Source organism: Clostridium sp. BIOML-A1, from assembly GCF_009874105.1.
GTDB lineage: Bacteria > Bacillota > Clostridia > Lachnospirales > Lachnospiraceae > Coprococcus.
In genome coordinates, this window is sequence record NZ_WWTL01000001.1 from 25,703 (window position 1) to 51,859 (window position 26,157).

Genomic DNA, 26,157 nt, shown 5'->3' on the forward strand with positions numbered 1-26,157 from the left:
CTCTTACACAATGAAAAAGAATAAGACAGTTGAATATGGAAAATATGGTTTACTTTTTCTCATTCCATTCTTTCTTGTATTCTTAGTTTTTCAGCTGTATCCTCTTCTTTATACTTTTTATAATTCATTTATCTATTCCGCTAAAAATGGTAGATATGTAACTGAGACGGTTGGTCTTGGAAACTTTACAAATTATGTATTTGCAAAGACTGGTAGCGAGTTCTGGCAGTCATTAATGGTAACAGTAGTTCTGTGGATCTTAAACTTCATTCCACAGATTTTATTGGCTTTACTTCTTGCTGCATGGTTTACAGACATCAAGATCAAGTTAAAGGGAAGCGGTATTTACAAGGTTATCATGTATATGCCTAACATTATTACAGCAGCTACAATCGCCGTATTATTCTACGGTATGTTCGAGGTTAATGGTCCTATCACGACTATTTTCAAAGACCTTGGCTGGTGCGATAAGGGTGGTATCTTAAATCATGGCTGGGCATCATTGATCATCATTGCTTTCATTCAGTTCTGGATGTGGTATGGTAACACAATGATCGTTCTTTGTGCAGGTATCTTAGGTATTAACCCATCCCTGTATGAGGCTGCAAGCGTAGATGGTGCTTCATCTAAACAGCAGTTCTTCAAGATTACACTTCCATTGTTAAAGCCGATCTTACAGTATACACTTGTAACATCAGCTATCGGTGGTTTACAGATGTACGATATACCTCAGTTGTTCAATGAGGGCGGTCCTGTAGTTGTAACAGGCAGTGGATCATCCGTTAATTCAACAACAACAGTCGTAATGCTGATTAAGAAGTATGTAAGTGCCGGAGGTACACAGGATTATGGTAAAGCCGCTGCATATTCAGTTATGCTTTTTGCATTCACACTGATTATCAGCTTACTGTTCTACAAATTAACAGCAGAAAAATCATCAAAGGATGGAAAGTAGGTGAACAAAGTGGATCAGACAGAATCAAAAGTATCAGGAGGCAAGATTGTCAGATACGTCGTTTGTATCTTGCTTTGTTTCCTGTCAATATTGCCATTTTATATTTTGATCATTAACTCTACTTTAAAGTCAACAGAAATTGTTACAGGTATTAAATTGATACCGGGTGGAGAATTTATTACAAACTTCAAAGGTTTGTTAGCAGGTAGTGAAAAAACAAGTGGTGTTAACGTACTTCAGGCTATGTTAAACTCTTTATTAGTTACTGTTCCGGCTACAGCATTGCAGATCTATTTCGGATCATTAACAGCTTATGCAGTTACAGTATATAACTTCAAGTTAAAGAAGTTTGCATGGGGCTTTATTTATGCGATCATGATGATTCCTCAGCAGGTATCAATCGTTGGTTTCATTAAGATTTGTAACTTAACACACTTATACGGATCATTCTTAGCGCTGATTATTCCGGCAATCGCTGCTCCTACTACTGTTTATTTCATGAAGCAGTACATGGAAACAGGTCTTTCAGTTGAGATCGTTGAAGCAGCCAGAATCGATGGATCGGGAGAAATTCATACATTCAATACGATTGTACTTCCGCTGTTGAAACCGGCTATGGCAACACAGGCGATCTTCGGATTCGTTGCATCATGGAATAACCTGTATACACCTTCAATTATTCTTGCAACAGAGAGACAGAAGCAGACAATGCCTATGTACGTTTCAGCGTTAAAGGCAAATGATAAGTCAAGAGACTGGGGTCAGATTTACTGTGGACTTTTCACTACAGTACTTCCAATTCTGGTTATGTACTTCTTCCTTTCTAAGTACATTATCGCAGGTGTAGCACTTGGTGGTGTAAAGGAGTAAAGAGGTCTTTTATAAAATATAATGTAGGTATCGGAAGCCATGGGCGATCGATACCCACATTATATATACTGAATAAGTGAGGAGAAGCTGCTGTAGCAGGTTCTCTATATTTTTGTTTATGAGGAAAATTTGATGAATGAAATGACAAACAATCAAGACAACAAGAATAGCGGAAGGGACAAAGAACCGTTTTTGAGACGCGCAATGGATGCATTTGGAACAATGTTTGCACTGAATATCTGTTTTGTAGTAGGCTGTATTCCGATCTTTACGATTGGTGCATCATTTACTGCATTGTATGCAATGTGCATCCGGCTTCAGGAAGATGAAGAGGAAACTGTTGTTTCTGGTTTCATTCATGAGTTTAAGCGTAGTTTCAAACAATCTACGATTGCGTTTTTACTGTTGCTCGTTGCAGTTGCTGTAATGTTGGCTGAATATATCATGATCAAGCGGGTGACAGGATTTATTTCAACATTTTATACATTTGTGCTTATAATTGAGGCAGTATTAGTTGCACTTGTTGTACCATTTTTATTTCCGTTAATTGCAAGGTATAATAATACGTTGAGCATCACGGTAAGAAATGCAATGGTACTTTCAATCACTTACCTGTGGTCATGGGTAAAGGTCGTTATCGCATGGTTTGTTCCGATATTTATCTGTGTGAAATATCCGGTTGTGTTTGTGAGTATCTGGTATATGTGGCTGTTGCTTTTATTCGGAGCTATCGCATGGGGAACAACGCATACGATGCGTAAGATATTCCGGTTGAATGAACAAAGGATTATTGATACTGCAGAGAAGGAGAGAAAAGCTGCGGAAGAAGCGGCGAAGGAAGCTGAACCGGATGAATCGGAATCAGTGGATGAAGAGGGAAAATAAAAGAAAAACAAATTGTATTCTTTCAAAATAAAATAAAGGAAAAAGAAAAAGTCTGTAGAATAATAAAATTGTACGGACTTTTTTGTTATATTCGTTATATTGACCATGGAGGATGGTAAAATATGCTGATTCGTGAAAAACAGGAGCGACAAGAACATGAGATTCTGAGTCCATATGCATCATTCAGTGATCAGAGCAGAGGCAGGGATCGGGAAGAAGAACAGTGCGATCTTCGGACGGTCTATCAGCGGGACAGAGATAGGATCATTCACTGTAAGGCGTTCCGCCGCCTGAAGCATAAGACACAGGTATTCCTGTCACCTGGAGATGATCATTACAGAACGAGACTTACACATACCCTTGAGGTGGCGCAGATTGCAAGAACGATCGCAAGATCACTTCGACTGAATGAGGATCTGACAGAAGCAATCGCACTTGGCCATGATCTGGGGCATACACCATTTGGACATGCAGGAGAACGGGCATTGTCCAGATGTTCCGGCAGGTCGTTTCAGCATAATGAACAGAGTGTGCGTGTGGTGGAAAAACTGGAGAAAAGGGGAGCAGGGCTGAATCTGACATGGGAAGTCAGAGATGGAATGTTGAATCATAAGACATCCTGTACGCCGGCAACATTGGAAGGTAAAATCGTCCGGTTGGCAGATAAGATTGCATATGTAAATCATGATATGGATGATGCAATTCGAGGTGGAATTATGAAAGAATCCGATCTTCCGGTTAGTATCGTTAAGGTACTTGGCAACAATACCAGAGATCGATTGGACTGTCTGATCCATGATGTGATTGATACCAGTTATGAAACGGATACAGTTCGGATGTCAGAAGAGATCGGTGAGGCGTTATCAGCGCTTCGCAGATATATGTTTGAATATCTGTATACGAATCCTGTGGCAAAAAGGGAAGAAGTAAAAGCAGAAAAGTTACTAGAGATATTATTTGATTATTACAGAGAAGATCAATCGAGGCTGAATAATGAAAGCATAGAAATGCTCTATATGGGAGAGGATCTTACGACCGTAATCTGTGATTATATAGCAGGTATGACGGATAATTATGCGATCGAAACATTTAAGAAGATCTATGTTCCGGGTGCGTGGAAGGGTATTTGAGATAACATCACTGTCAAGTTTGCAATATATATGTTTGCAACGAGAGCAAGTGACGAGGTGACAGAGTTAAACCCTGTAATCTGTATGTGATTACGTTTTTTATATAGGATAATGAACAGTTAGATGGGAAATTATTAAATTGGAAAGGAAGGGTAGTCGTTGTACTATTCAGATGAGGTCATAGATGAGGTGATATCCAGAAATGATATCGTAAATGTGATATCGGGATATGTCAGCCTCAGAAAAAAAGGAAGGACATTTGAAGCCTGTTGTCCATTTCATCATGAAAAGACACCATCTTTTAAGGTGGATCGGGACAAGCAGCTGTATCACTGTTTTGGATGTGGTGCCGGGGGAAATGTATTTACATTTATCATGGAATATGAGAATATGTCGTTTCCGGAAGCGGTACAGTATTTGGCAGATAAGGCAGGAATGACACTGCCTGAAAGCAGCCAGTCAGGACAGGATGCATCAAGAGAAAAATATAAAATACTGCTACGGGATATGAATAAGACAGCGGCAGCGTATTTTCACTATATTATGAGGCATACTGAACATGGAAAGAAAGCCTATGAATATTTTAAAGGCAGAGGACTTTCGGATGAAACGATCGATCGATTTGGACTTGGGTATGCCGATGTTTACCGGGATGATTTGTATCGATATCTGAAAGGTAAAGGGTATTCCGATTCTGAGTTAAAGGATTCCGGTCTGGTAGTGATCGATGAGAAAAATGGCGGATCGGATAAGTTCTGGAATCGTGCGATGATACCGATTCTGGATATTAATGGCAAGGTGATCGGCTTTGGCGGACGAGTTATGGGTGATGGAAAGCCAAAGTATATTAACACCAGTGATACCGTTGTGTTTGATAAGAGTCGGAATCTGTTTGCAATGAATATTGCCAGAAGAAGCAGGAGAAAAGGTTTTATCTGTTGTGAGGGCTATATGGATGTTATATCCATGCATCAGGCAGGCTTTGATAATGCGGTAGCATCACTTGGAACTGCATTTACCTTTGGACATGCAAATATATTGAAACGATATACGAATGAAGTATATCTGGCATATGACAGTGATGGTGCGGGTGTTGCAGCTACGCTAAAGGTTATTTCGATTATGCGAGAGGTAGGAATATCTGCGAGGGTCATCAATATGCGACCGCATAAAGATCCGGATGAATTTATTCAGACACTTGGAAGTGAAGCGTTTGAGGAGCGGATACAGAAGGCAGAGAGTGCGATCATGTTTGAGGTGCGGATGCTGTCTGAACAGTATAATCTGAATGATCCGGAGGAGCGAACCTCCTTCCACAATGAGACAGCAAAACGACTGGCACAGATAGAAGAAGTGCTGGAACGTAATAATTATATCGAAGCAGTATCGAATCTGTATCATATCGATAAGGCAGGCCTTACAGATCTGGTACACAAATATGGAATTGCAGGTGTTCCGCGTTCGGAGATCGTAGAGCGGGAGGAACGGCGCGTCGAACATGAAAACAGGACGACTGATCCGGCAAAGAATAAGCCGATGAAACTGCTTTTGACATGGATGGTGAATGAACCGGGATTGTTTCAGAAGTTGGACGGCATCATTGATGAAACCAGTTTTGAAGATGGCGTTTACCGTGTGGTGGCAGACAAGCTGTTTTCACAATATCGGGAAAACGGGAAGGTGGAACCGGCAAGTATCGTAACAACATTTGAGTCGATAGAGGAACAACGTCTGGTGGCAGAAATGCTTCAGACGAATATCGGAATTGACATGACGCAGGAAGAAATCAACAATGCGGTGACAGATGTTGTGAAAAAGATAAGATTAAGCAGTATAGAAGATAAACTGGCAAAGACAAATGATATAAAAGAGATGCAGAATCTCATACGTGCCAAGGCGGATCTTACGAAGCTGCATATTTCATTATAAAGTGGATAAACTATTATATATTTATGGAGGATCATGATTTATGGAATCAAAAGAGAATAAAGAGCAGATTGAAGAGAAATTTCAGGCGAAGCTTCAGGGCTTACTGGAGATGGCAAAAAAGAAAAAGATGGTAATTGAAGATACAGAGATTATCCGTTACTTTAATGATGCAAAAGAAATTGAGCTGAATCTGGAACGGATGGAACAGATCTTTTCATTTTTAGAGAGCCATAATGTTGATATTTTGACAATCACAGAAGAGGATGACGATGAGGAACTTCTGCTGGATGATCTGGAAGAGGATGTAGATGTAGATAAAATCGATATCTCTGTACCGGATGGGGTTAGTATTGAAGATCCTGTCAGAATGTATCTGAAAGAGATCGGTAAAGTACCGCTTCTGAGTGCTGAGGAAGAAATCGAACTGGCAAAACGTATGGAAGAAGGAGATGAGCAGGCAAAGCAGAAGCTTGCAGAAGCAAATCTTCGTCTGGTTGTCAGCATTGCAAAGCGTTATGTTGGACGTGGTATGCTTTTCCTCGATCTGATTCAGGAAGGAAATCTTGGTCTGATCAAGGCAGTAGAGAAGTTTGATTATAGAAAGGGATATAAGTTCTCCACATATGCAACATGGTGGATCCGTCAGGCGATCACAAGAGCAATTGCGGATCAGGCGAGAACAATCCGTATTCCGGTTCATATGGTAGAGACGATCAATAAGCTTATCCGTGTATCCAGACAGTTATTACAGGAGCTTGGAAGAGAACCACAGCCGGAGGAGATTGCAGAGGTTATGGATATTCCTGTTGAGCGTGTACGTGAGATCCTGAAGATTTCACAGGAACCTGTATCCTTAGAGACACCTATCGGTGAGGAGGAAGACAGCCATCTGGGTGATTTTATTCCGGATGATAATATGCCGGTTCCGGCAGATGCTGCTGCATTTACCTTATTGAAGGAACAGCTGGTAGAGGTACTTGATACATTGACCGAACGTGAAAAGAAGGTGCTTACGCTTCGTTTTGGTCTTGAAGACGGCAGGGCAAGAACACTGGAAGAGGTTGGTAAGGAATTCAACGTAACCAGAGAGCGTATCCGTCAGATCGAGGCAAAGGCTCTTCGGAAGCTCAGACATCCAAGCAGAAGCAGAAAACTGAGAGATTATATATACTAAAATAGGGATGGAGAGCATATGATAGAACTGTCGAAACGGATGCAGTCGGTTGCGGATATGATACAGCCATGTGATGCAGTCGGAGATATTGGCTGCGATCATGCATTTGTATCGATATATCTGATAGAGCAGCACAGAACAAAACGGGTGATCGCATCCGATGTCAGACGAGGACCGATCGCGATCGCAAAACGAAATATAGAGGCAATGAACCTGGCGGATCAGATAGAGATACGTATGGGCGACGGGCTTGATACAATCGTACCGGGCGAGGTGAATGCTGTTGTTCTGGCTGGAATGGGCGGTATGTTGATGATCGACATTCTGGAACGCGGCGAAGAGGTGGTCACACGTTGTGATCAGCTTGTGCTTCAACCACAGTCGGATATTGAAAAGGTCAGGCGATATCTGGCAGAAAAGGGGTACCATCTTGCAGATGAACAAATGTTGATCGATGCCGGAAAATATTATAATCTTTTGGATGTACGGATTCAGAGGATGCTACAGGCGGATGAATGTATGATCGATTTGCCACAGCCTGATGTGTGGAATGGAGATTTACCACAGCACGATGAACAACCTGCAGATGTGGCGTGGACAGATAAGGCAGATAATTTAGATTTTGCAGAGGACTGGTGCTATATGTATGGTGGAAGCCTGTTGCGAAAGAAAGATCCGGTTTTGCGGTCGTGGCTGGTAAAACAGCGAGATACAACAGCAGGGTTGATTGACAGCCTGAGTGGTAAGAATACGGAGAATGCCGCAAAACGTCTGAAAACAATAAAAGCAGAACAAAAGACCATCTGTGCAGTTTTGAAACAGGTGTACAGCATAGATGGATAACAGAGAGCCGGACATTTAAATGTCGGCATACTCTGTTAACAGAATGTTTTGGAGGTTTATTAAGGATATGAGCGAAAAAGCGATACATAACAGCGTGCTGACTTTAAAGGAGCTTGCAAAGAAATGGGCGATTCGTGTAGGCGCTGATTCGGTAGAGAAGCTCAATGAGATCGTAGAAGCGGGTAAAGGTATGGAGTTGATCCTTGTGTGTGAAGCCATGCAGCAGAATACGATTTATGATATTGCGAGAAACATACGCAAAGAAAAGAAAAAGATCATATTGATCGCAGGACCAAGTTCTGCCGGTAAGACGACATTTTCGCATCGCCTTAGTATACAACTTCGGGCACTTGGATTGCATCCGCATCCGATTGCAGTAGATAATTATTTTGTCAATCGGAAAGATAATCCAAGGGATGAAAATGGAAACTACAATTTTGAATGTCTGGAAGCGGTGGATGTGGAACTGTTGAACCATGATATGCAGATGCTTCTTCAGGGGGAAACGGTCGAACTTCCCGAATTTGATTTCTTAAATGGAAGAAGATTGTATAAGGGAGATAATTTGCGGATCGGAGATCAGGATGTGCTTGTGCTTGAGGGAATCCATTCATTGAATCCGAAGATGTTATATGCATTGCCCGATGAGGATAAATATCGTATATATATCAGTCCGTTAAACCAGTTGACGATCGATACAGATGATAAGATATCTACCATAGACAGTCGTTTGATCCGCAGGATCGTTCGAGATAACCGAACTCGTGGGCACAATATAGAACGAACACTTTCAATGTGGAAATCTGTCAGACAGGGTGAAGAACGGTATATATTTCCATATGAGAGTAATGCTGATGTTATGTTCAATTCCGGATTGTTGTATGAATATTCTGTATTAAAAAAATATATAAATCCATTACTGATGGAGGTATCGGAGAAGTCGCCGTTTTATTCAGATGCATTACGCCTGAAAGAATTGACTGATCGTTTTGTAACTCTGGAAGATACCATTGTTCCGTTGAACTCGATTTTACGTGAGTTTATCGGTGGAGGCTGTTTTAAAGTCTGAGGATGAAGAAAGAGCTTTTAAGAAACAAATATTTATAATCAAAGACAGAGAAAAAGTTATCGTATTTCTTTATATAAATAGCATATAATCAGTTGTATACAAAATGGGAGATAACATTACTATTGGGATATGTATGTTATCTCTCACTTTGTATAAGTCAATGAACAGATAAATGGGCTGGCTATATATGTATGAAACAGACCTTTTTCTACGTCGGTACTTAACGAGCCGCTTGAAAAGCGGAGAGCTTAGAACCGCTATGTAGAAAATAGAACGCGAGTGTTCTGTGAAATACATATATAGCCAGCCCATTTATCGTCATCATATAAAAGCTGGACGATAAGCCGGGTTATGTCGAGAGTGATCATCTATCTAGGCTTTATGTTACCATAAAGCTCAAGCGACCTACCTGAGACTTGACGGGCAGCCATTCGTCTCACAGCCGAAGCTGCTTTTTTGGTCTTGCTTCGAGTGGGGTTTACAGAGCCTGTTCTGTTACCAGAAGCAGCGGTGAGCTCTTACCTCGCCTTTCCACCCTTACCATGTACATGGCGGTTTATTTCTGTTGCACTAGCCTGGGAGTTTCCTCCACCGGACGTTATCCGGCACCCTGCCCTGCGAAGCCCGGACTTTCCTCACCTGTCATATGACAGCCGCGATCACTTGTCCAGCTCATTACTTTTATAGCAGAATGAACACAAAAAGTAAAGGGGAAAATAAAGAAACAGAAAACATGGTTTTAAAAACTACTTCTCATGGTATAAAAAATTGTTGAAGTGGTGGCAGATGGGTGTTATAATCTCTCTATAGAAGCCTGATAATATATATTGTCCAAGATTTAATATAAGAGGGTGAAATATATGGAGAATAATTATCTGTTAAATAAAGAATATATTAGAATAAAAAATATGAATACAATCAGCTATGGCGGAAATCAGTCATGGTGCAGGAGTAAGAAGATGCAGAAGGTAGGATGTGGTGTAATTGCTTTGGCAGATATATCAATCTATCTTGCAGAACAGAACCCGGGGCTTATGACAGATGCAATTCGCAAAATCAACAAGCCGAAGGGCTTATATAATAAAAATGACTATCTTGCATATGTAAAATGGTTCTATAAGCATTATGTTTTTTTCCTGTGGTATAAAGGAATGACAGGTGTGACGTTAATGAATACATTGAACCGATATTTTATGCTGAATGACATCGGACTTCGTGCAAGATGGAGATTGTTTTTGTCAGATGAGGAAATGATGAAGCAGATTCGGCATTTGATCCGTAAGAATAAACCGGTTGTATTATCAATCGGACCGAATATCCCGAATGTATTTGGCGATAAAGGAATCCATATGTATGTGGAAAAGGATGGACGTATGCTTGCTTCCATGAAAAAGAATGTTCACAGTCATTATGTAGTTGTGACAGGGGTAGAAGAAATATCAGGTCATGAGTATCTGATCGTTTCATCCTGGGGCAAAAAATACTACATCAGCTACGAAGAATACCGTGACTATGTAAAACATTCCGGTGGAAGAATTACAAGTAGCATTCTGTACATCAAGGGAATGATCTAATACTGAAAATTTTATTTGTAATTTATGCGGATATTGTTATTTATTACAAAACATATAGAAGGGGTTCTGCCCCGGATACAAACAACCACTATAAATGACTCGCTGCGGTTTCGATTCGCTGCACATGCCCGATTCGTAAATGCTCCTGCGCTAACTCGCCTTTGGCTCGAACAAGCGCCCGCATTTACTGGCAATGTGCATCTCATTTCGAAATCCTCGCTTATGTCATATTATAGTGGTTGGTTGTATCCGGGGCAGAATTCCTTCTGTATGTTTATACGGAATAACAATATCTGCGCAAAACTAAATTAAAAAGATTTTCCGTATTAGATCATTCTCTTTGGAGATCAATGTCAGACTGGATAGTTATTCATCTGTTGGTTAATGCATATTACATTATAATCATGTATTGCTACATAGTTATTTTCGGGTTAATGCCTGTAACTCGGTTTCTGTCAGTTCGCGGAATTCGCCGGGAGCGAGGGCTTTGTCCAACGTCAGACTTCCCATGGACAGGCGTTTCAAGTAGGTGACCTTCATGCCGAGGGCTTCGAAGGAGCGTTTGACCTGGTGGTAGCGTCCTTCAGTGATCGTCAGGAGAATCTCCGAAGTCTGGGTGTTTAGGTCGGTGTTTTTTATGACTAAAGTACCCGGTTTGGTTGGCTTGTCATCGCCAATGTCCAACCCTTCTTTAAATGCTTTTGTGTGTTCTTCTGTTGCCAGACCATCGATGCGAGCAAAATATGTTTTTGCTACATGTTTGGACGGCGACAGGAGATTGTGGGATAGTTCTCCGTCATCGGTGATAAGCAGCAGGCCTTCTGTGTCGATATCCAGACGACCGACAGGAAAAAGATTCTTTACAGGGACGGAAGCTTTTAACAGATCCAGAACTGTTATATGTAGATTATCATTTGTTGCGCTGACACAGCCCGAGGGCTTATTCAGCATATAATAATGGTGCTTTTGGTATCCAATCACCTTTCCGTTATAAGAAATCTGATCTGCATTTTCATCAATCTTCTGTTCGGGAGATTTGCAGACGATTCCATTTACCGAGATCATTCCTTTTTTTATATATTGTTTTACCTGGGAGCGGGAGCCAATGTCCTGATTTGCCAGAAATTTATCGATTCGCATAGTATATACCTGCCTTTGGTGTTTTAGTTATTCGAAAAAACACTTGTATCCAAGAGATTTTTCATTATTATAGCATGGATTTTTTTGATGTTGGAGAATAAATTCAGTTAATTTCAGAAAACAGGTGGTATTGTATGAAAATGTTATAATAAACCTGCATTTGTGACGGAAATGTTAAATGTTAGATTGTAAAATAAAATTACAGCAGATTATATAAAATAAACAAAAAAATCCAGCGTTTATTTACGGAAAATTAATACATTTTACCATAAAAACTTTGGTTGGAAGACATATGCGTATTGACAGAAACTTTGAATTAGAGTATTATTTTTAACAGAAATGTAACATTTTGTCATGGATTTTAATAAATAGGTACGAAAAGATGAGAATTAGAAGAAATAATCGTTTTTCCCATGTGGGAAGAGGTTTGTTTAGTTATAGATACATAAAACGTAATCTGCTTGTGGCAGCAGCTACGATTGTTACAGCAGCGGGAATTGGACTTGTTGTAAAGTATGGAGAGGCGTTGGATCACAGCCCGGCATATCTGAACAGCCAGACTGCTCAGACTGCATCTGTTGGGACAACTACTGAGGAGGCTGCCACTGTTGATGTGGCTGCACTTCAGACCAGCACGACAAAGAAGGCTGCTCAGAAGAAGACTGTAGTGGCAAAAGCAGAGGAGAAATCCGAATTTGATGGTAAGTTTATCGCAAAGATCAATGATACATTAAATATCAGAGAAGAAGCTACGACAGATTCCAACATCGTAGGTAAGCTGTTTGACGGTAATGTAGGTGATGTATTAGAGACATCCGGTGAATGGACAAAGATTTCATCGGGAGATGTAATCGGGTATGTAAACAGTGATTATATTCTGACCGGCAAGGATGCTGAGACATATGCAGAAGATTACAAGAAAGTCCTTGGAACAGTAACAGATGATACGGTTCGTGTACGTGCAGATAAGTCTACACAGTCAGATATCCTTGGGCTTGTAGCGAAGGATACCGTTCTTTCTGTTAAGACACAGGATAAGGATTGGGTAGAAGTTACAATGAATGACGGAACAGATGGTTATATAGCTGCGGATTATATCACAGTAGAAGAAACTTATGAGTATGCAATGTCGATTGATGACTACACAGCTATGGTAGAAGCTGAACAGCAGAAAGCATATGAAGTGGTATCAACTGATGACAGTGCAGATATAATGACGGCAGATGAAGAAACAACCGAGACGGCAACAACTGAGACTCCGACAACTGAGGGAGCAACAGAAGCGGATACAGAAGTGTCTACAACAGAAGCAACAACAGAGGAGAAGTCGGATGATAGTTCTAAGATTGATGCATCCCAGTATGATGATGCTTATCTGTTGGCATGTTTGGTCAGCATGGAAGCAGGATATGAATCCTATGAAGGACAGTTGGCAGTAGCAAATGTCGTTTTGAACCGTGTAAGAAGTGGTAAATGGGGAAGTTCTATTTCATCAGTTATTTATGCACCGAATCAGTTCCCTTGTGCAACGGGAAGCGTAATGCAGGGATACTTGCAGGATGGTCCGTTATCAACAGCACAGCAGGCAGCAAATGATGCCTTGGCCGGTAACAACAACATTGGAAGTTTTATGAGCTTCTTAAATAAGAATTATATTGATACAGATTCTTTATCTGATTATCAGATTATTGGAAATCATTGTTTCTACTAAAGTGTTTTTGAAAGATGGATTTAAGCTTATGAAGATAAATGAAAATATTCATGGGGAGCGGGAACTCGATACAGATCCGGTTACTTCAACGATAACGATAAACAATGACAGATTTAACAGAAGATACATACGCAGTTGCGGGATGTATCTTTTGTTGTTTCTGATATGTATTGGATTTTACATGATAAATATGGCTGTAGAACATGTATATCCGTTTGGCAGCAGAAGCTTTCTGTATCAGGATGCATGTGATCAATATCCCGGTATACTGAAAATTTTCCTTGAATGGCTGCATTCAGGGGATAAAGGTTCATTTATATGGGAACGGGGGCTTGGAATCGATATTGTTCTGAACATGTTCTATTACTGCATGAGCCCGTTTAATATTATAGCCATAGTACTTGGTCCGGATCGTGTTGAATTATCTATGACATTGATGATCGTACTCAAAGCATCATGCCTGGCTCCGGCAGGACTGTTCTTTTTCAGGCATTCAAAGATTCGCAGATTTGCGGAAAAGGGATTGTCAGAGAAATATATAACTGTAATTTCCATGATGTTCGGACTCCTGTATGCGTTAAACAGTTATGTGGTGGTATATAATCATAATGTGCTCTGGCTGGACGGACTGATTCTGCTTCCGTTTATTGCGATTGCAGTTGAGCATCTGGCGGAAGGCAAATGGCAGCTCCGTTATACGTTGTTATTAGCCTGTGCATTTTTGTTTAATTATTATTTTGCATTTTATATTTGCCTGTTTATAGTCTGCTATTTTTTTATGCAGGATTGGAAGAATGCTAAGAATTTATGGTCCGGTGTATGTCGTTTCTTCGGATGGTCGGTTATGGCGGTATCGATTGCGGGAATGGTTGTTCTTCCGTCTCTTTATGCCATTATGAATCTGTCATCCTGTGGAAACGGGGACTATAGTCTTCCATGGTATAGAATCAGTAATCTAGGAATGTTTGTTAATTCATTTTATCCATTGCGACAGATATCGACGGGATATTTGTTCAGTCACAATAATTATTGCGGTATTCTGGTGATTATGTTCTTCCTGCTTTTCTTATTCGGAGCGGGAATCAAATGTAGTTTTAAGCTTCGATATACGGCCGTTATTTTATTCCTGACTATTGGATTGAACATGGTCGGATTAAATTATGTCCTGCATGGCTTTACGATTACGCATGGACTCGGAAATCGTTTTGCATTTATCCTTGTCTTTTTCATTTTGATGGCAGGTTATATCGGAATGCTCAGATTACAGCAGGTAAAGGTATGGCAGATAATCAGTATGTCAGGTATCGGTATTACTATATTCCTTTTGGAGCTGTTCTTAAATAAGGAAGATGCGAATTCCTATTCCTATGCGGCTGTATTGCTCTTTGGTATATCATATCTGATCTTATTGATCTTGTATGTCAGAAAGAGTATTCGTTATACGACCTGCTATGTGTGGATGATAGTATTATTGTGTATAGAGATCTTTGCAAATGCATGGATTCAGATGCCGCAGAAGTATAATGATGAGCGGCTTCAGAGCGAGATATCTGCTTCGGACTGGTTAACGGATTATGAGCAGTTGCAGCTTGCAGAAGGGGAGAGAAAGACTGCATTGGTGTCACAGAACTATATGCCGTATTCAGACGTAAACTGGTATTCATCTGTGGCAAATGGCAGTATAGTAGATGTGTTTACCAGCCTTGGAATATCAAGATATCAGAATATTGAATATACCTATAGAGGGGTAACTCCGATCAGTCGCCAGCTCTTTAATGTACGGTATGTTGTGACTGATGAAACAGGGGTTGCAGGTGGGTATCGTCTGATCGACCGGAAAAATGAGAAGATTGATTTCTACGAAGCGGATAATCTGGCGGGCATGGGATTTTTGATGAGTAAAGATGTTCTTGACTGGAGCGGAACAGCGAAAACGGAAGATACATCGGATGTATTCGAGAAAGGCAGCATGGCAGAGAATCAGAATGAACTGGTAAAGCTTGTGACCGGACATAAGATCACGCAGAATGCCTTTACAAGAATTGATATACCGGAGGATGCAGTAACAAGTGCCGGTATGGATATTACCGGACAGAAGAACGGTGAGTATTCCTATATCAGTACCAATGATGTTTTTTCAGCAATCACGGTGAATCTTACTGCGGAAAAAGACGAAGATCTGTATCTGGAATGTGCGGACACGAAGCCTCAGTGTATCGAAGTAAAGGTGAATGATGAAGTAACAGTGTCTACGAATTACACGGATTCAGCGGATTTTTATCATGTAGGTCAGGTAAAAGAAGGGGATGCTGTACAGATTCGAATGTATGCGATAAGAATTCGTCTTTATACAACGGCAGTTAAAGATCAGGAGGGAACGAAAGCATTTGCGCTGTATTCCTTAGATCAGAATGTAGTGAAAGCATTTGAAGAATATACAGAGTCACATCAAATGACATTTGACGGATGGACCGATAATACTTTAAATGGTCACATAACGACAGAAGAATCCGGTATTTTATATCTGGCGGTTCCGTACAATAAGGGATTTTCGGCAGTTGTTAATGGCAAAAAAGTAGCTCCTGTAAAGATCGGAACCGGCCTGATGGGTGTTCCTGTAGAAGCAGGGGAACATGTGATTACACTGACCTACAATACACCATATCTGATGGCGGGCATATGCCTGTCTGTGATAGGAATATTAATATTGGCAGGATATGTGATGATCAGCAGAAAAAAATCGTCCAATAAATAACGGACACAAATTATCAGCTTATAAGAATGCAGATATTGAAAAACAGATCATAATAAATTCTTATAATAAAAACAGGCAACTTGAGTGCGATCGCGCAGGTCAAGCTTCATAAGGATATTACTGAGATAATTGCGGACGGTTCCTTCCGAGAGAAAGAGCTGCTCCGCAATTTCTTTGTTGTTCAGACCATCTGCAACCAGTCGGATCAGTTCAAATTCCTTTTCCGTAAGATTGTAGGACAGGTAATCAAAACGATCATCAGTCTGTAACAGGGTAGGGATCTTGTTCATGATCTCATTCCCGAAGACAGTTTGACCGTTGTGTACGGCAGTGATCGCAGATGCAACTGTCTCAAAATCCTGTTTTAAGATGTATCCCTTTGCGCCGGTCCGGATGGCTTTGATGATATAGTCATCGTCGGCAAAGGTAGTAAGTAACAGAATCTTTGCGTCAGGGTGTCCGGTGATGATTTCTTTCGCTGCGGTCAGACCATCCATGCCTTCCATACGGATATCCATTAACAGAACATCGGGGCTGTATGTATCGTACAGGGAGATGGCATCGTGGCCATTTGCTCCGGTTGCAAGTACGGTAATGTCTGAGCAGGATTCTAATATGATCTTTAAAGATGCACTGACAAATGCATCATCATCAACAATTATAATATTCATGCAGTTCTATCTCCTTTTTGTGTATGTTTTGGAATACTGACAAACAGGCGGAAGCCGGATTCGGTTGATATCTGTAAAGTGCCGGATAAGGATTGGACTCGTTCCCGGATGTTGGTAAGTCCGATGCCGGGGGAGTCTGTAAGGTGAATGCCTGTTCCGTTGTCACGGATCGTCAACTGATAGAAGCCCGGATGTTCCCGGATCAGAATCGAGAGTTGATCACCGTTGCTGTGCTTTACGGCATTGGTGATCGCTTCTTTGGCAATGCTGATAAGACAGTATTTGATATCCTTCGGAACAATGTTGCTCATATCATATTCAAATGAAGTATGAAAGCCTGTTATATCATTTAACATATCCTGAATGGCAGCTTTCGTATCAATGGATTCATCGTGAAGGTCGTGGACACTTGATCGTATACTGTTCATGGCAGTATCCAGCGTAGCGCGGAGGTCAGAAAGCGGATTTGTAAGGATCGGTTCTTTGTTGATCGTCTGGATCGCACCAACCTGGAGAATGGATCTGGTGAGCATATGACCGACATTATCATGGATCTCTCTGGCGATACGATTTCTCTCTTTCAGGGTTGCAGTATAGATCCTGTTATCCTGTTCCTTCCGGATCATACGGATCCGTTCCTTTGCCAGAAGTTCGTTTGTCTCCGATGTATCTGTAAGGTGTTTCATCTGTTGATGAAGGGTGGCAAGCTCTGTAGTCAGATATCCGTATAACATGCTGCACAGACAGAGGACACCTATCAGAAGTAAAGTATCCATCGGAAGTTTTGCAGATGCCAGAATGATGGAAAGAACTCCGATGGGTGCAGTAAAACAAACCGGTCGTTTGCTCAGATAGAAGCAGAAAAGCGGAAGAAATACAACAAACTTAAGGCACAGACAGCACAGAATAAATATGCCTACGTGGATCAGTACCGGAGCTGTGGGTGGGAGTCTGTCGGCAATCAGTATTGTGCCAAAGGCAAGGATGATCGCAAACAGAATATATATTACGCTGCGCGTGCATATAGAAAAAGTGTGAATACACATAATACAGCATATTGCAAATATAAGCAGTCGAGTCAGGATTTGCTTCATAACTTCTCCTTGTATGTAGACAGGTCACGCGGGTGTCAGGTAATTGCGTGAACCGGCTTGGATTTATAAGTGACGGTATTAGTATACCTGTTGAGAAATACAGCGTCAATTGACTACGGTTGAAAAACTCCGGATTTTAAAAGAATGTGACAAATGTCATATTACAGATGTGATGATTGGCACTGAACAAAAATTTTGGTATATGGTAGAATGACAGCATAACATGGAACATATGCGATGAGTTTCAGACGCGATGCCGGAAGAAACAATAGCATCCGAATAGAAAATGAATGAGGAGACAGTTATGGAATATGCGATTGAAGTAAAAGATCTGGTGAAACGATATAAAGATTTTGTAGCATTATCACATTTTGATCTGGAGGTGAGAGAGGGCGAGATCTTCGGTCTGCTTGGACCGAATGGATCGGGCAAGACGACGACGATCAACTGTATCTTGTCACTGCTTACATACGATCAGGGCGATGTCCGCGTATTTGGTAAGAAGATGACATCGACGAGCTACGATCTGAAACGGGAGATCGGTGTTGTAATGCAGAATGTGGCTGTATTTGATGAAATGACGGTATATGAGAATATCGATTATTTCTGTGGGTTGTATATCAGGGATAAAGAGACAAGAAAACAGTATGTAGAGGATGCAATCGCATTTGTCGAGCTTCAGGACTATAAGAAGTTCCTGCCGAAAAAACTGTCAGGAGGACTTCTCAGACGATTAAATATTGCGTGTGGAATCGCACACAAACCGAAGCTGATCTTTTTTGATGAACCGACGGTAGCGGTAGACCCACAGAGCAGGAACAAGATCTTAGAGGGAATTGTCGAGCTGAATAAGAAGGGCGCAACGATCATTTACACTTCTCATTACATGGAAGAGGTAGAACAGATCTGTAGCCGTATATTGATCATGGATAAAGGTCGGAAGGTCGCTCTTGGCACGAAGGAAGAGCTGAAAAAAATGATAAAGAAGACAGAGAGTATCTTCATAGAAGCTCCGGCACTGACAGATGAACAACTGCTGGAGCTGAGACAGCTTCCACATGTGTATGACAGTTCATATCAGGATGGAATGTTGAAGCTGACCTACTCCGGTGGAGATCACAATCTGATCCGGGTTATGGAATATATGAAGGAGCATGCGGTATTATTTGGAAAAGTATATACCGAGCTTCCAAGTCTGAACGATGTGTTCCTTGAGATTACCGGGAAGACACTTCGGGATTAGGAGGGGTGGATATGTTTTGGCATAATTTTAAATATGCAGGTAAAATGCTGATAAAAGGAAAAGATACACTGTTCTGGACGATACTGTTTCCGATCGCATTATTCACATTCATGTACATGGCATTCGGAAATATCATGGAAAAGGATGAGATGTTTAAAGATATCCCGGTCGCAGTTGTGAGGGATGGTAAGAACGATACAGCGCTTATGATGGTGCTGTCTACGCTTTCTATGGACGGTGAGAATAAACGGATCGACATGGAGGTGCTCAGTGAGAAAGAAGCACTTCGGAAGTTAAATGATGAAGAAGTGACCGGTGTGATCTATACATCGGATGCGAGCCTGACAGTGAGGCAGAGTGACATCAAGGAGTCGATACTGGAATCAATCCTGAATCAGTATAAGCAGATGGAACAGATGTATCTGAATCTGATGCAGAAGGATCCGGAGGCTGCATCGGAGATCATTCAGAAGGCAGTGCAGAGCGATGCGGTATATTATGAAGAGATTTCCACAACGGACGGATGTCAGAATGAGTATTATAATTATTTCTATGCAGTGCTTGCTATGAGTTGCCTGTTTTCTTCCTTTGCCGGAATCACAAGAATGCATAAGCTGCAGGCAAATGAAAGCGCACTTGGAATGCGTCGTTGTCTGTCGCCGAATCCTAAACTTGTGACTGTTCTGGCGGAGTATCTGGCATTACTGCTGGTTCAGTTTGCAGCCGAGGTTATCACTGTAATCTATATGCGGCTGTTCGGTGTACAGTTTGGAACAAAATATCCGGCTATTTTACTGGTACTCTTTATTGCATGTAATATCGGTATTGCCGGAGGAATGCTGATTGGTACCTGGTCAAAATGCTCATATGGAGGAAAGATTGGAATTGCGGTAGCGGCCAGCCTGATCTTCTCTTTTATGGCGGATCTGATGGTACATGGAATCAAAAACAGTATTGAAGATAAACTTCCGATCCTGAACCGGGTTAATCCGGCAGTGTTGGTAACGGATTGTCTCTATGCGCTCAATGTATACGATAATTACGATCGTTATTTCAGAAATATTCTGATCTTAACCGGTATGGCTGTCTGTCTGCTTGGAGCGAGTATTCTGGTCTTAAGGAGGAATAAATATGCAAGTGTTTAAATCCTATTTTAAAATCTTAAATAAGAAAAAAGGCTCAATGTTGATGTATATTGGGATCTTTGCAGGCATTATATTTGGATTTATATTGCCGAATTCCGGTAAAACAGAAGATGAATATAAAAGCATGAAGTGTAAATTTGCCTGGTTTGATTATGATCATACGGAAGAAAGTGAAGAACTGTTTTCGTATCTGGATCATGCACATAAACATGCTGAATTAAAAACAGATACGACGGAAGCGATGCAGGACAGTCTGTTTAACCGGAATACAGACTGTATCGTCCGCATTAAAAAAGGTTATGCGGATCATCTGGATAAGGAAGATCTGTCCGATTATATCGAGATCGTTGCAATTCCAAACCGGAGTAAGGTGGAACTGTTTGAATCGGACGTGAATAAATACATCTCTTATCTGAATGCATATTTTGCAGCCGGATATGACCGGGCAGAGGCAGCAACTCAGGTAAATGAACTGTTTCAGATCAGAACGAACGTAACGATGACGACCGAAGACCATGGCGGAAAACATAGTACGAGATATACATTTTTCAGTTATCTGGGATGGATATTTGTGGTCATGATGATCGAAGGTGTGAGCCCGGTATTGATCGTATATGATAAAAAAGAATTAAGAGAACGGATCGCAAGCTCAGCATATAAATATTCCAATATGACAAAAGAAATCCTTCTCGGAACGATCGTAACAGGATTCCTTGGATGCGCAGTATTTGCGGTTGGAGGGTGCTTTGTATTCAGAAAAGAAATGTTTACGGCGGCAGGACTTGGAAATCTGCTCAATATGGTTTGCTACATGTTCGTAGCTATGGCACTTGCCTTTCTTGCAAGTAAGATTGTCCGAAACGAGGAGGGCTTCAGTATGATCGGCAATATAGTGTCCCTTGGTATGGCATTCCTGTCCGGCATCTTTGTTCCGGTGGAATTTCTTGGTGAAGGGGTCATAAAGCTGGCACATTTCCTTCCGGCTTACTGGTATGTCAAAGTCGTTGATCTTCTGGACTATGAGGCAAAGATACCATCGGAAGCATTCGTATATATGGGGATCGAGGTGCTCTTTGCAGCCGCCATCATCACAATTGCAATCGTGATCGACCGTGCCAGAAACCAACGCTTGGTGAGTAGTTAGATGATGAAAGTTTTATAAAAAGGGAAGTGGACATTATCTATTATTCCGCAAGACGCTTTCGCTCTGTTTCTCATGTAGCGGTACTAAAGTTCACCACTCCGTGGTTCACTAAGTACCGACATTCGAAAAGGCTTGCTTCATAATAATAATGTCCACTTCCCTTTTACATAAAACTTTCATCATCTGGAAGCTACATTCCTGTTATGAAGGAAACATATCTGGAAATCGATATATGAAACAAAATGGGAAATAGCATTACTATTATGAAGCAAGCCTTTTTTAATGCCGGTTCTTAGCGAGTCGCCATGGGCGAGGAGCTTAGTGCCGTTGCGTTAAAATAGAGTGCGAACGACTTGCGGAATAATATGTAATGTATTTCCCATTTTATTTCAAAGATTTACGGAAGAAATTTCCTTTATAACAGGAATGCCGCTTCCATTTCAACTATTATTTGTCGTTGTTCTTGTTCTTCTCGTTCATCATTGCGCGGACTTTCATGGACAGACCGAACAGGTTGATGAATCCGGTTGCATCCTTATGGTCATACAGCTCACCGGTAGTGAAGCTTGCAAGACTCTCAGAATACAGAGAATATGGAGAAGTTGTTCCGGCTTTGATGATGTTTCCTTTGTACAGTCTCATCTTAACCTGACCGGTAACTGTCTCCTGTGTCTTTTCAACAAATGCCTGAAGAGCCTCACGGAGAGGGCAGAACCACTTTCCTTCGTATACAAGATCTGCAAACCTGGTTGCTACGAGCTTCTTGTATGCAAGTGTTTCACGATCCAGAGTCAACTCCTCTAACTGCTTGTGAGCTTCCATCAGAATTGTTCCGCCGGGAGTCTCATAAACACCACGGGACTTCATGCCGACAACACGGTTCTCAACGATATCGATAATACCGATACCATGCTTGCCGCCTAAACGGTTTAATTCACGAATGATATCAGAAACTTTCATCTTTGTACCGTTAATAGCAGTTGGGATACCCTTTTCAAAATCAAGTGTCAGATATTCATCCTCATCCGGTGCCTTTTCAGGGGTAACACCGAGAACCAGAAGATCATCGTAGTTTGGTTCGTTTGCAGGATTCTCCAGTTCCAGACCTTCATGGCTGATGTGCCAGATATTACGGTCACGGCTGTAAGAATGAGCAGCATCAAACGGAAGATTGATACCGTGTGCCTGACAGTATGCAATCTCCGCATCACGGGAATCCAGCTTCCATTCCGGCTGTCTCCATACAGCGATAACCTTGATGTCAGGAGCAAGAGCCTTAATTGAAAGCTCAAATCTTAACTGGTCATTTCCTTTTCCTGTTGCACCGTGACAGATCGCAACAGCACCTTCCTTACGAGCAACCTCAACTAATTTCTTAGCGATCAGAGGTCTTGCGAAAGAAGTACCGAGTAAATATTTATTCTCATATACAGCATCTGCCTGAACGGTTGGCATGATGTATTCATCACATAATTCATCAACAACATCCAGAATGTATAACTTGGAAGCTCCTGAATATTTTGCTCTTTCATCCAGTCCTTCCAGCTCACTTTCCTGTCCTACGTCGATGCAGGCGCAGATAACATCGTAATCATAAGTTTCTTTTAACCAAGGGATGATAGCTGTTGTATCAAGGCCGCCTGAGTATGCAAGAACAACTTTGTCTTTTGCCATTTCTAAATCCTCCTTAAAATCCGTCTGTGTGGAATATGTACATTTCTGATATATCATAATTCCATTTGTTGAATAAAGGACATATCGTCCTGTCTGCAAATTAATATATAACGGTAGTGAATATTATGCAAGTGTTTTTTGAATAGAAAAGTGGAAAAAATAAAAAAGAAACAAAATGGAAGAAAACAGAATTTACAATATAGAAGAGGGATAGAAGAAAAAATACGATCATGAAACAAAAAGAATAAAATATGAATATTACATATACAAATATGAATAATATTCATATACGCATTGAATTACAGGAAACATCGGTTTGTATATAATGAATAGAAAGTTGTAACAAATCAGAAAAAAATAGTAGAAATAAGAAAAAATAGGAATAATGTTTGAGTATCTTGTAGAAATGCTATATAATATAATAGACTGTGGATACTGGTTATTATAGACTGTGAATGGGAAATCCTGAAGTTAGAAATCACAGCCAGATATAATAATTCGGGTGAAAGAATGAAAAGTTTTTTGATTAACAGGAGGAATAAGAGATGAAAGGCATTATTTTAGCCGGAGGATCTGGAACAAGGTTATATCCGTTGACAAAAGTAACATCGAAGCAGCTGCTTCCGATTTATGATAAACCGATGATCTATTATCCGATGTCAGTTCTGATGAATGCAGGGATCCGTGATATATTGATCATTTCAACACCGCAGGATACTCCAAGATTTGAGGATCTGTTGGGAGATGGAAGTCAGTTTGGTGTAAATCTTACTTATGCTGTACAGCCTACACCGGATGGACTTGCACAGGCTTTTGTTATTGGTGCGGATTTTATTGGTGATGATACTGTGGCAATGGTTCTCGGTGATAATATTTTTGCAGGCCACGGACTTAAAAAGAGATTACGTGCAGCTGTTCAGAATGCGGAAAACGGTAAGGGTGCAACTGTATTTGGTTATTACGTAGATGATCCGGAGCGGTTTGGAATTGTTGAATTCGACAAAGACGGACGTGCGATCTCGATTGAGGAAAAACCGGAAAAGCCAAAGAGCAATTACTGTGTAACAGGTCTCTATTTTTACGATAATAAAGTTGTTGAATATGCAAAGAATCTGAAACCATCCGCCAGAGGCGAGCTTGAGATCACCGATCTGAACCGTATTTATCTTGAACATCAGCAGTTAAATGTAGAGCTTCTCGGACAGGGATTCACATGGCTGGATACAGGGACACATGAGAGTCTGGTTGATGCCACGAACTTTGTAAAGACGATAGAGCAGCATCAGCATAGAAAGATTGCATGTCTTGAGGAGATTGCATACCTGAATGGATGGATTTCCAGAGAAGAAGTTCTTGAAGTATATGAAGTTTTGAAGAAGAATCAGTATGGACAGTATCTGAAGGATGTATTAGATGGTAAGTATCTGGATGTGCTTGCATAGCTTTTGCAGATAAAAAGATAAAAGATAGATTGAGGAGAAAGATAAAAATGAGTAAAACAATCATAGTAACAGGTGGAGCCGGCTTTATCGGTTCAAATTTTGTATTCCATATGCTTGATAAATATCCGGAATATCGTATCGTATGCTTGGACAAGCTGACATATGCAGGTAATCTGTCAACACTTGAGCCGGTAATGAAGAATCCGAATTTCAGATTCGTTAAAGCGGATATTTGCGACCGAGATGCCGTTTACCGGTTATTTGAGGAAGAAAAGCCGGATATCATTGTGAACTTTGCAGCAGAGAGTCATGTTGACAGAAGTATCGAGAATCCGGATATTTTCTTAAAGACAAATATTATGGGTACGGCAGTGCTTATGGATGCCTGCAGAAAATATGGAATTGAGAGATATCATCAGGTATCCACCGATGAAGTGTATGGAGATCTGCCGCTTGACAGACCTGATTTGTTCTTTACAGAAGAAACACCGATTCATACAAGCTCTCCTTACAGCAGCTCAAAGGCAGCAGCAGATCTTCTGGTATTGGCATACCACAGAACTTACGGATTGCCTGTCAGCATATCCAGATGTTCGAATAACTATGGACCGTATCATTTCCCGGAGAAACTGATACCATTAATGATCGTAAATGCATTGAATGACAAGCCTCTTCCCGTATATGGTGAGGGCTTGAATGTGCGTGACTGGTTATATGTAGAAGATCATTGTAAGGCTATCGACCTGATCATTCATAAAGGGCGTGTTGGCGAAGTATACAATGTCGGTGGTCACAATGAGAAACAGAATATTGAGATCGTTAAGATCATCTGTAAAGAACTTGGCAAGCCTGAGTCTCTGATCACACATGTTGGCGATCGTAAAGGACATGATATGCGCTATGCAATCGATCCGACAAAGATCCATAATGAACTTGGATGGCTTCCGGAGACAAAGTTTGAAGATGGAATAAAGAAGACGATCCAGTGGTATCTTGATAACAGAGAATGGTGGGAGACCATTATCTCGGGAGAATACCAGAATTACTATGAGAAGATGTATGGTAATCGTTAATTTGTGGAAAAGAGGTAGAGAAATAAGATGGGACAGATTAAAGTTACAAAAGCACCGATAGAAGGATTGTACATTATTGAACCTGCAGTACATGGAGACAGCAGAGGATATTTTATGGAAACCTATAACCAGAAGGATATGGAGGAAAATGGTCTGAATATGGTATTTGTTCAGGATAATCAAAGTATGTCGACAAAAGGCGTGCTTCGTGGACTTCATTTTCAGAAGAAATATCCGCAGGGAAAACTAGTACGTGTGATTAAAGGTGCAGTTTATGATGTTGCTGTTGATCTGAGATCAGGAAGCAAAACATATGGAAAATGGTATGGTGTGGAGTTGACAGAAGAGAACAAGAAGCAGTTCTATATCTCGGAAGGTTTCGCTCATGGATTTTTAGTTTTATCGGATACGGCGGAATTTTGTTATAAGGTAACAGATTTCTATCATCCCGGTGATGAGGGCGGTCTGGCATGGAATGATCCTGAAATTGGTATTGAGTGGCCGAAGGTCTTTGGTGAATATCAGGGAAACGCAAGTGCGGAAGGGTATCATCTGGAAGATGGAACCGCGCTCAACCTGAGTGATAAGGACCAGAAATGGCTGGGATTAAAGGAAACATTTAAGTTCTAATAAAGT

The 26,157-nt window shown here is 41.0% G+C and carries 21 protein-coding genes and 1 other RNA gene; 17 read left to right on the top strand and 5 right to left on the bottom strand.

The genetic code is table 11. The features are described 5' to 3' along the window. Nucleotides 1-10 precede the first annotated feature (10 nt). The 8 genes from GT641_RS00160 (at nt 11) to GT641_RS00195 (ending at nt 8,855) form a co-directional block, all read left to right on the top strand. The gene (locus GT641_RS00160; protein ID WP_161116530.1) at nt 11-955 is read left to right on the top strand and encodes a sugar ABC transporter permease; all 945 of its coding nucleotides are present in this window, start codon (nt 11-13) and stop codon (nt 953-955) included. Next, nucleotides 956-1,825 (top strand): carbohydrate ABC transporter permease, encoded by an 870-nt coding sequence (locus GT641_RS00165; protein WP_117808768.1) that lies wholly within the window; start codon nt 956-958, stop codon nt 1,823-1,825. It begins immediately after the preceding gene. Between the two features lie 132 nt (nt 1,826-1,957). After that, nucleotides 1,958-2,710, top strand: coding sequence for a YesL family protein (locus GT641_RS00170; RefSeq protein WP_161116531.1), 753 nt, complete (start codon nt 1,958-1,960; stop codon nt 2,708-2,710). Between the two features lie 122 nt (nt 2,711-2,832). After that, nucleotides 2,833-3,840, top strand: coding sequence for a deoxyguanosinetriphosphate triphosphohydrolase (locus GT641_RS00175; protein WP_161116532.1), 1,008 nt, complete (start codon nt 2,833-2,835; stop codon nt 3,838-3,840). Between the two features lie 159 nt (nt 3,841-3,999). After that, complete coding sequence (dnaG, locus tag GT641_RS00180; RefSeq protein ID WP_161116533.1) at nt 4,000-5,769, top strand: DNA primase; 1,770 nt, start codon at nt 4,000-4,002, stop codon at nt 5,767-5,769. A 40-nt stretch (nt 5,770-5,809) separates the two neighbouring features. Beyond that, complete coding sequence (gene rpoD / locus GT641_RS00185) at nt 5,810-6,943, top strand: RNA polymerase sigma factor RpoD (RefSeq protein WP_161116534.1); 1,134 nt, start codon at nt 5,810-5,812, stop codon at nt 6,941-6,943. Nucleotides 6,944-6,961: 18 nt separating this feature from the next. Continuing rightward, the gene (locus GT641_RS00190; protein ID WP_161116535.1) at nt 6,962-7,786 is read left to right on the top strand and encodes a class I SAM-dependent methyltransferase; all 825 of its coding nucleotides are present in this window, start codon (nt 6,962-6,964) and stop codon (nt 7,784-7,786) included. Nucleotides 7,787-7,853: 67 nt separating this feature from the next. Continuing rightward, a complete protein-coding gene (locus GT641_RS00195) occupies nt 7,854-8,855 on the top strand; it encodes a nucleoside kinase (RefSeq protein ID WP_243143651.1) in 1,002 nt (333 codons plus the stop codon). Between the two features lie 324 nt (nt 8,856-9,179). Here GT641_RS00195 and rnpB read toward each other — a convergent pair. After that, nucleotides 9,180-9,530, bottom strand: an RNA gene (rnpB, locus tag GT641_RS00200) — RNase P RNA component class A. A gap of 185 nt (nt 9,531-9,715) precedes the next feature. Between rnpB and GT641_RS00205 the strand changes: the two genes are divergently transcribed. Next, nucleotides 9,716-10,429 carry a hypothetical protein gene (locus tag GT641_RS00205; RefSeq protein WP_008401254.1) on the top strand — a complete coding sequence of 238 codons (714 nt, stop codon included), beginning with the start codon at nt 9,716-9,718 and terminating at the stop codon, nt 10,427-10,429. 420 nt (nt 10,430-10,849) lie between these two features. Here GT641_RS00205 and GT641_RS00210 read toward each other — a convergent pair whose 3' ends face one another. Continuing rightward, on the bottom strand, nt 10,850-11,569 hold the full coding sequence (locus GT641_RS00210) for a pseudouridine synthase (RefSeq protein WP_119962914.1): 720 nt from the start codon (nt 11,567-11,569) through the stop codon (nt 10,850-10,852). Nucleotides 11,570-11,996: 427 nt separating this feature from the next. Between GT641_RS00210 and GT641_RS00215 the strand changes: the two genes are divergently transcribed. Both GT641_RS00215 and GT641_RS00220 read left to right on the top strand, forming a co-directional pair. After that, nucleotides 11,997-13,280, top strand: a complete 1,284-nt coding sequence (locus GT641_RS00215) for a cell wall hydrolase (RefSeq protein ID WP_049941088.1) — start codon at nt 11,997-11,999, stop codon at nt 13,278-13,280. Between the two features lie 28 nt (nt 13,281-13,308). Beyond that, nucleotides 13,309-16,035, top strand: coding sequence for a YfhO family protein (locus GT641_RS00220; RefSeq protein ID WP_147554296.1), 2,727 nt, complete (start codon nt 13,309-13,311; stop codon nt 16,033-16,035). Between the two features lie 47 nt (nt 16,036-16,082). Here the strand turns inward: GT641_RS00220 and GT641_RS00225 are convergent, their stop codons facing one another. Both GT641_RS00225 and GT641_RS00230 read right to left on the bottom strand, forming a co-directional pair. Continuing rightward, on the bottom strand, nt 16,083-16,706 hold the full coding sequence (locus GT641_RS00225; protein ID WP_008401258.1) for a response regulator transcription factor: 624 nt from the start codon (nt 16,704-16,706) through the stop codon (nt 16,083-16,085). Then, entirely contained in the window at nt 16,703-17,800 is a 1,098-nt protein-coding gene (locus GT641_RS00230) for a sensor histidine kinase (protein WP_161116537.1), read from the bottom strand. Before GT641_RS00230 ends, GT641_RS00225 begins: the two co-directional genes overlap by 4 nt. A gap of 304 nt (nt 17,801-18,104) precedes the next feature. Here GT641_RS00230 and GT641_RS00235 point away from each other — a divergent pair, with 304 nt between their 5' ends. From GT641_RS00235 to GT641_RS00245, 3 genes are read left to right on the top strand one after another with little or no spacing between them, the layout of a single operon-like run. Next, a complete protein-coding gene (locus GT641_RS00235; protein WP_192919773.1) occupies nt 18,105-19,043 on the top strand; it encodes an ABC transporter ATP-binding protein in 939 nt (312 codons plus the stop codon). A gap of 11 nt (nt 19,044-19,054) precedes the next feature. Next, the gene (locus tag GT641_RS00240; protein ID WP_161116538.1) at nt 19,055-20,188 is read left to right on the top strand and encodes an ABC transporter permease; all 1,134 of its coding nucleotides are present in this window, start codon (nt 19,055-19,057) and stop codon (nt 20,186-20,188) included. Next, entirely contained in the window at nt 20,175-21,332 is a 1,158-nt protein-coding gene (locus GT641_RS00245; RefSeq protein ID WP_161116539.1) for an ABC transporter permease, read from the top strand. The genes GT641_RS00240 and GT641_RS00245 overlap by 14 nt, the downstream gene beginning before the upstream one ends. Before the next feature lie 447 nt (nt 21,333-21,779). Here the strand turns inward: GT641_RS00245 and GT641_RS00250 are convergent, their stop codons facing one another. Then, complete coding sequence (locus GT641_RS00250; RefSeq protein WP_161116540.1) at nt 21,780-23,006, bottom strand: argininosuccinate synthase; 1,227 nt, start codon at nt 23,004-23,006, stop codon at nt 21,780-21,782. Nucleotides 23,007-23,551: 545 nt separating this feature from the next. Between GT641_RS00250 and rfbA the strand changes: the two genes are divergently transcribed. From rfbA to rfbC, 3 genes are read left to right on the top strand one after another with little or no spacing between them, the layout of a single operon-like run. Then, the gene (gene rfbA, locus GT641_RS00255; RefSeq protein ID WP_008401266.1) at nt 23,552-24,448 is read left to right on the top strand and encodes a glucose-1-phosphate thymidylyltransferase RfbA; all 897 of its coding nucleotides are present in this window, start codon (nt 23,552-23,554) and stop codon (nt 24,446-24,448) included. Nucleotides 24,449-24,495: 47 nt separating this feature from the next. After that, entirely contained in the window at nt 24,496-25,521 is a 1,026-nt protein-coding gene (gene rfbB, locus GT641_RS00260) for a dTDP-glucose 4,6-dehydratase (protein ID WP_008401267.1), read from the top strand. 27 nt (nt 25,522-25,548) lie between these two features. Then, nucleotides 25,549-26,151 carry a dTDP-4-dehydrorhamnose 3,5-epimerase gene (rfbC, locus tag GT641_RS00265; protein ID WP_161116541.1) on the top strand — a complete coding sequence of 201 codons (603 nt, stop codon included), beginning with the start codon at nt 25,549-25,551 and terminating at the stop codon, nt 26,149-26,151. The last annotated feature ends 6 nt before the right edge of the window (nt 26,152-26,157 follow it).

Excerpts from the sequence above, each read along its gene's own strand:
- GT641_RS00190 (WP_161116535.1), top strand. The coding sequence starts at position 6,962 with ATGATAGAACTGTCGAAACGGATGCAGTCGGTTGCGGATATGATACAG.
- rpoD (WP_161116534.1), top strand. The coding sequence starts at position 5,810 with ATGGAATCAAAAGAGAATAAAGAGCAGATTGAAGAGAAATTTCAGGCG.
- GT641_RS00250 (WP_161116540.1), bottom strand. The coding sequence starts at position 23,006 with ATGGCAAAAGACAAAGTTGTTCTTGCATACTCAGGCGGCCTTGATACA.
- GT641_RS00245 (WP_161116539.1), top strand. The coding sequence starts at position 20,175 with ATGCAAGTGTTTAAATCCTATTTTAAAATCTTAAATAAGAAAAAAGGC.
- GT641_RS00230 (WP_161116537.1), bottom strand. The coding sequence starts at position 17,800 with ATGAAGCAAATCCTGACTCGACTGCTTATATTTGCAATATGCTGTATT.
- GT641_RS00160 (WP_161116530.1), top strand. The coding sequence starts at position 11 with ATGAAAAAGAATAAGACAGTTGAATATGGAAAATATGGTTTACTTTTT.
- GT641_RS00170 (WP_161116531.1), top strand. The coding sequence starts at position 1,958 with ATGAATGAAATGACAAACAATCAAGACAACAAGAATAGCGGAAGGGAC.
- GT641_RS00240 (WP_161116538.1), top strand. The coding sequence starts at position 19,055 with ATGTTTTGGCATAATTTTAAATATGCAGGTAAAATGCTGATAAAAGGA.
- GT641_RS00195 (WP_243143651.1), top strand. The coding sequence starts at position 7,854 with ATGAGCGAAAAAGCGATACATAACAGCGTGCTGACTTTAAAGGAGCTT.
- rfbC (WP_161116541.1), top strand. The coding sequence starts at position 25,549 with ATGGGACAGATTAAAGTTACAAAAGCACCGATAGAAGGATTGTACATT.
- GT641_RS00235 (WP_192919773.1), top strand. The coding sequence starts at position 18,105 with ATGGAATATGCGATTGAAGTAAAAGATCTGGTGAAACGATATAAAGAT.
- rfbA (WP_008401266.1), top strand. The coding sequence starts at position 23,552 with ATGAAAGGCATTATTTTAGCCGGAGGATCTGGAACAAGGTTATATCCG.
- GT641_RS00205 (WP_008401254.1), top strand. The coding sequence starts at position 9,716 with ATGGAGAATAATTATCTGTTAAATAAAGAATATATTAGAATAAAAAAT.
- GT641_RS00220 (WP_147554296.1), top strand. The coding sequence starts at position 13,309 with ATGAAGATAAATGAAAATATTCATGGGGAGCGGGAACTCGATACAGAT.
- GT641_RS00210 (WP_119962914.1), bottom strand. The coding sequence starts at position 11,569 with ATGCGAATCGATAAATTTCTGGCAAATCAGGACATTGGCTCCCGCTCC.
- rfbB (WP_008401267.1), top strand. The coding sequence starts at position 24,496 with ATGAGTAAAACAATCATAGTAACAGGTGGAGCCGGCTTTATCGGTTCA.
- GT641_RS00175 (WP_161116532.1), top strand. The coding sequence starts at position 2,833 with ATGCTGATTCGTGAAAAACAGGAGCGACAAGAACATGAGATTCTGAGT.
- GT641_RS00225 (WP_008401258.1), bottom strand. The coding sequence starts at position 16,706 with ATGAATATTATAATTGTTGATGATGATGCATTTGTCAGTGCATCTTTA.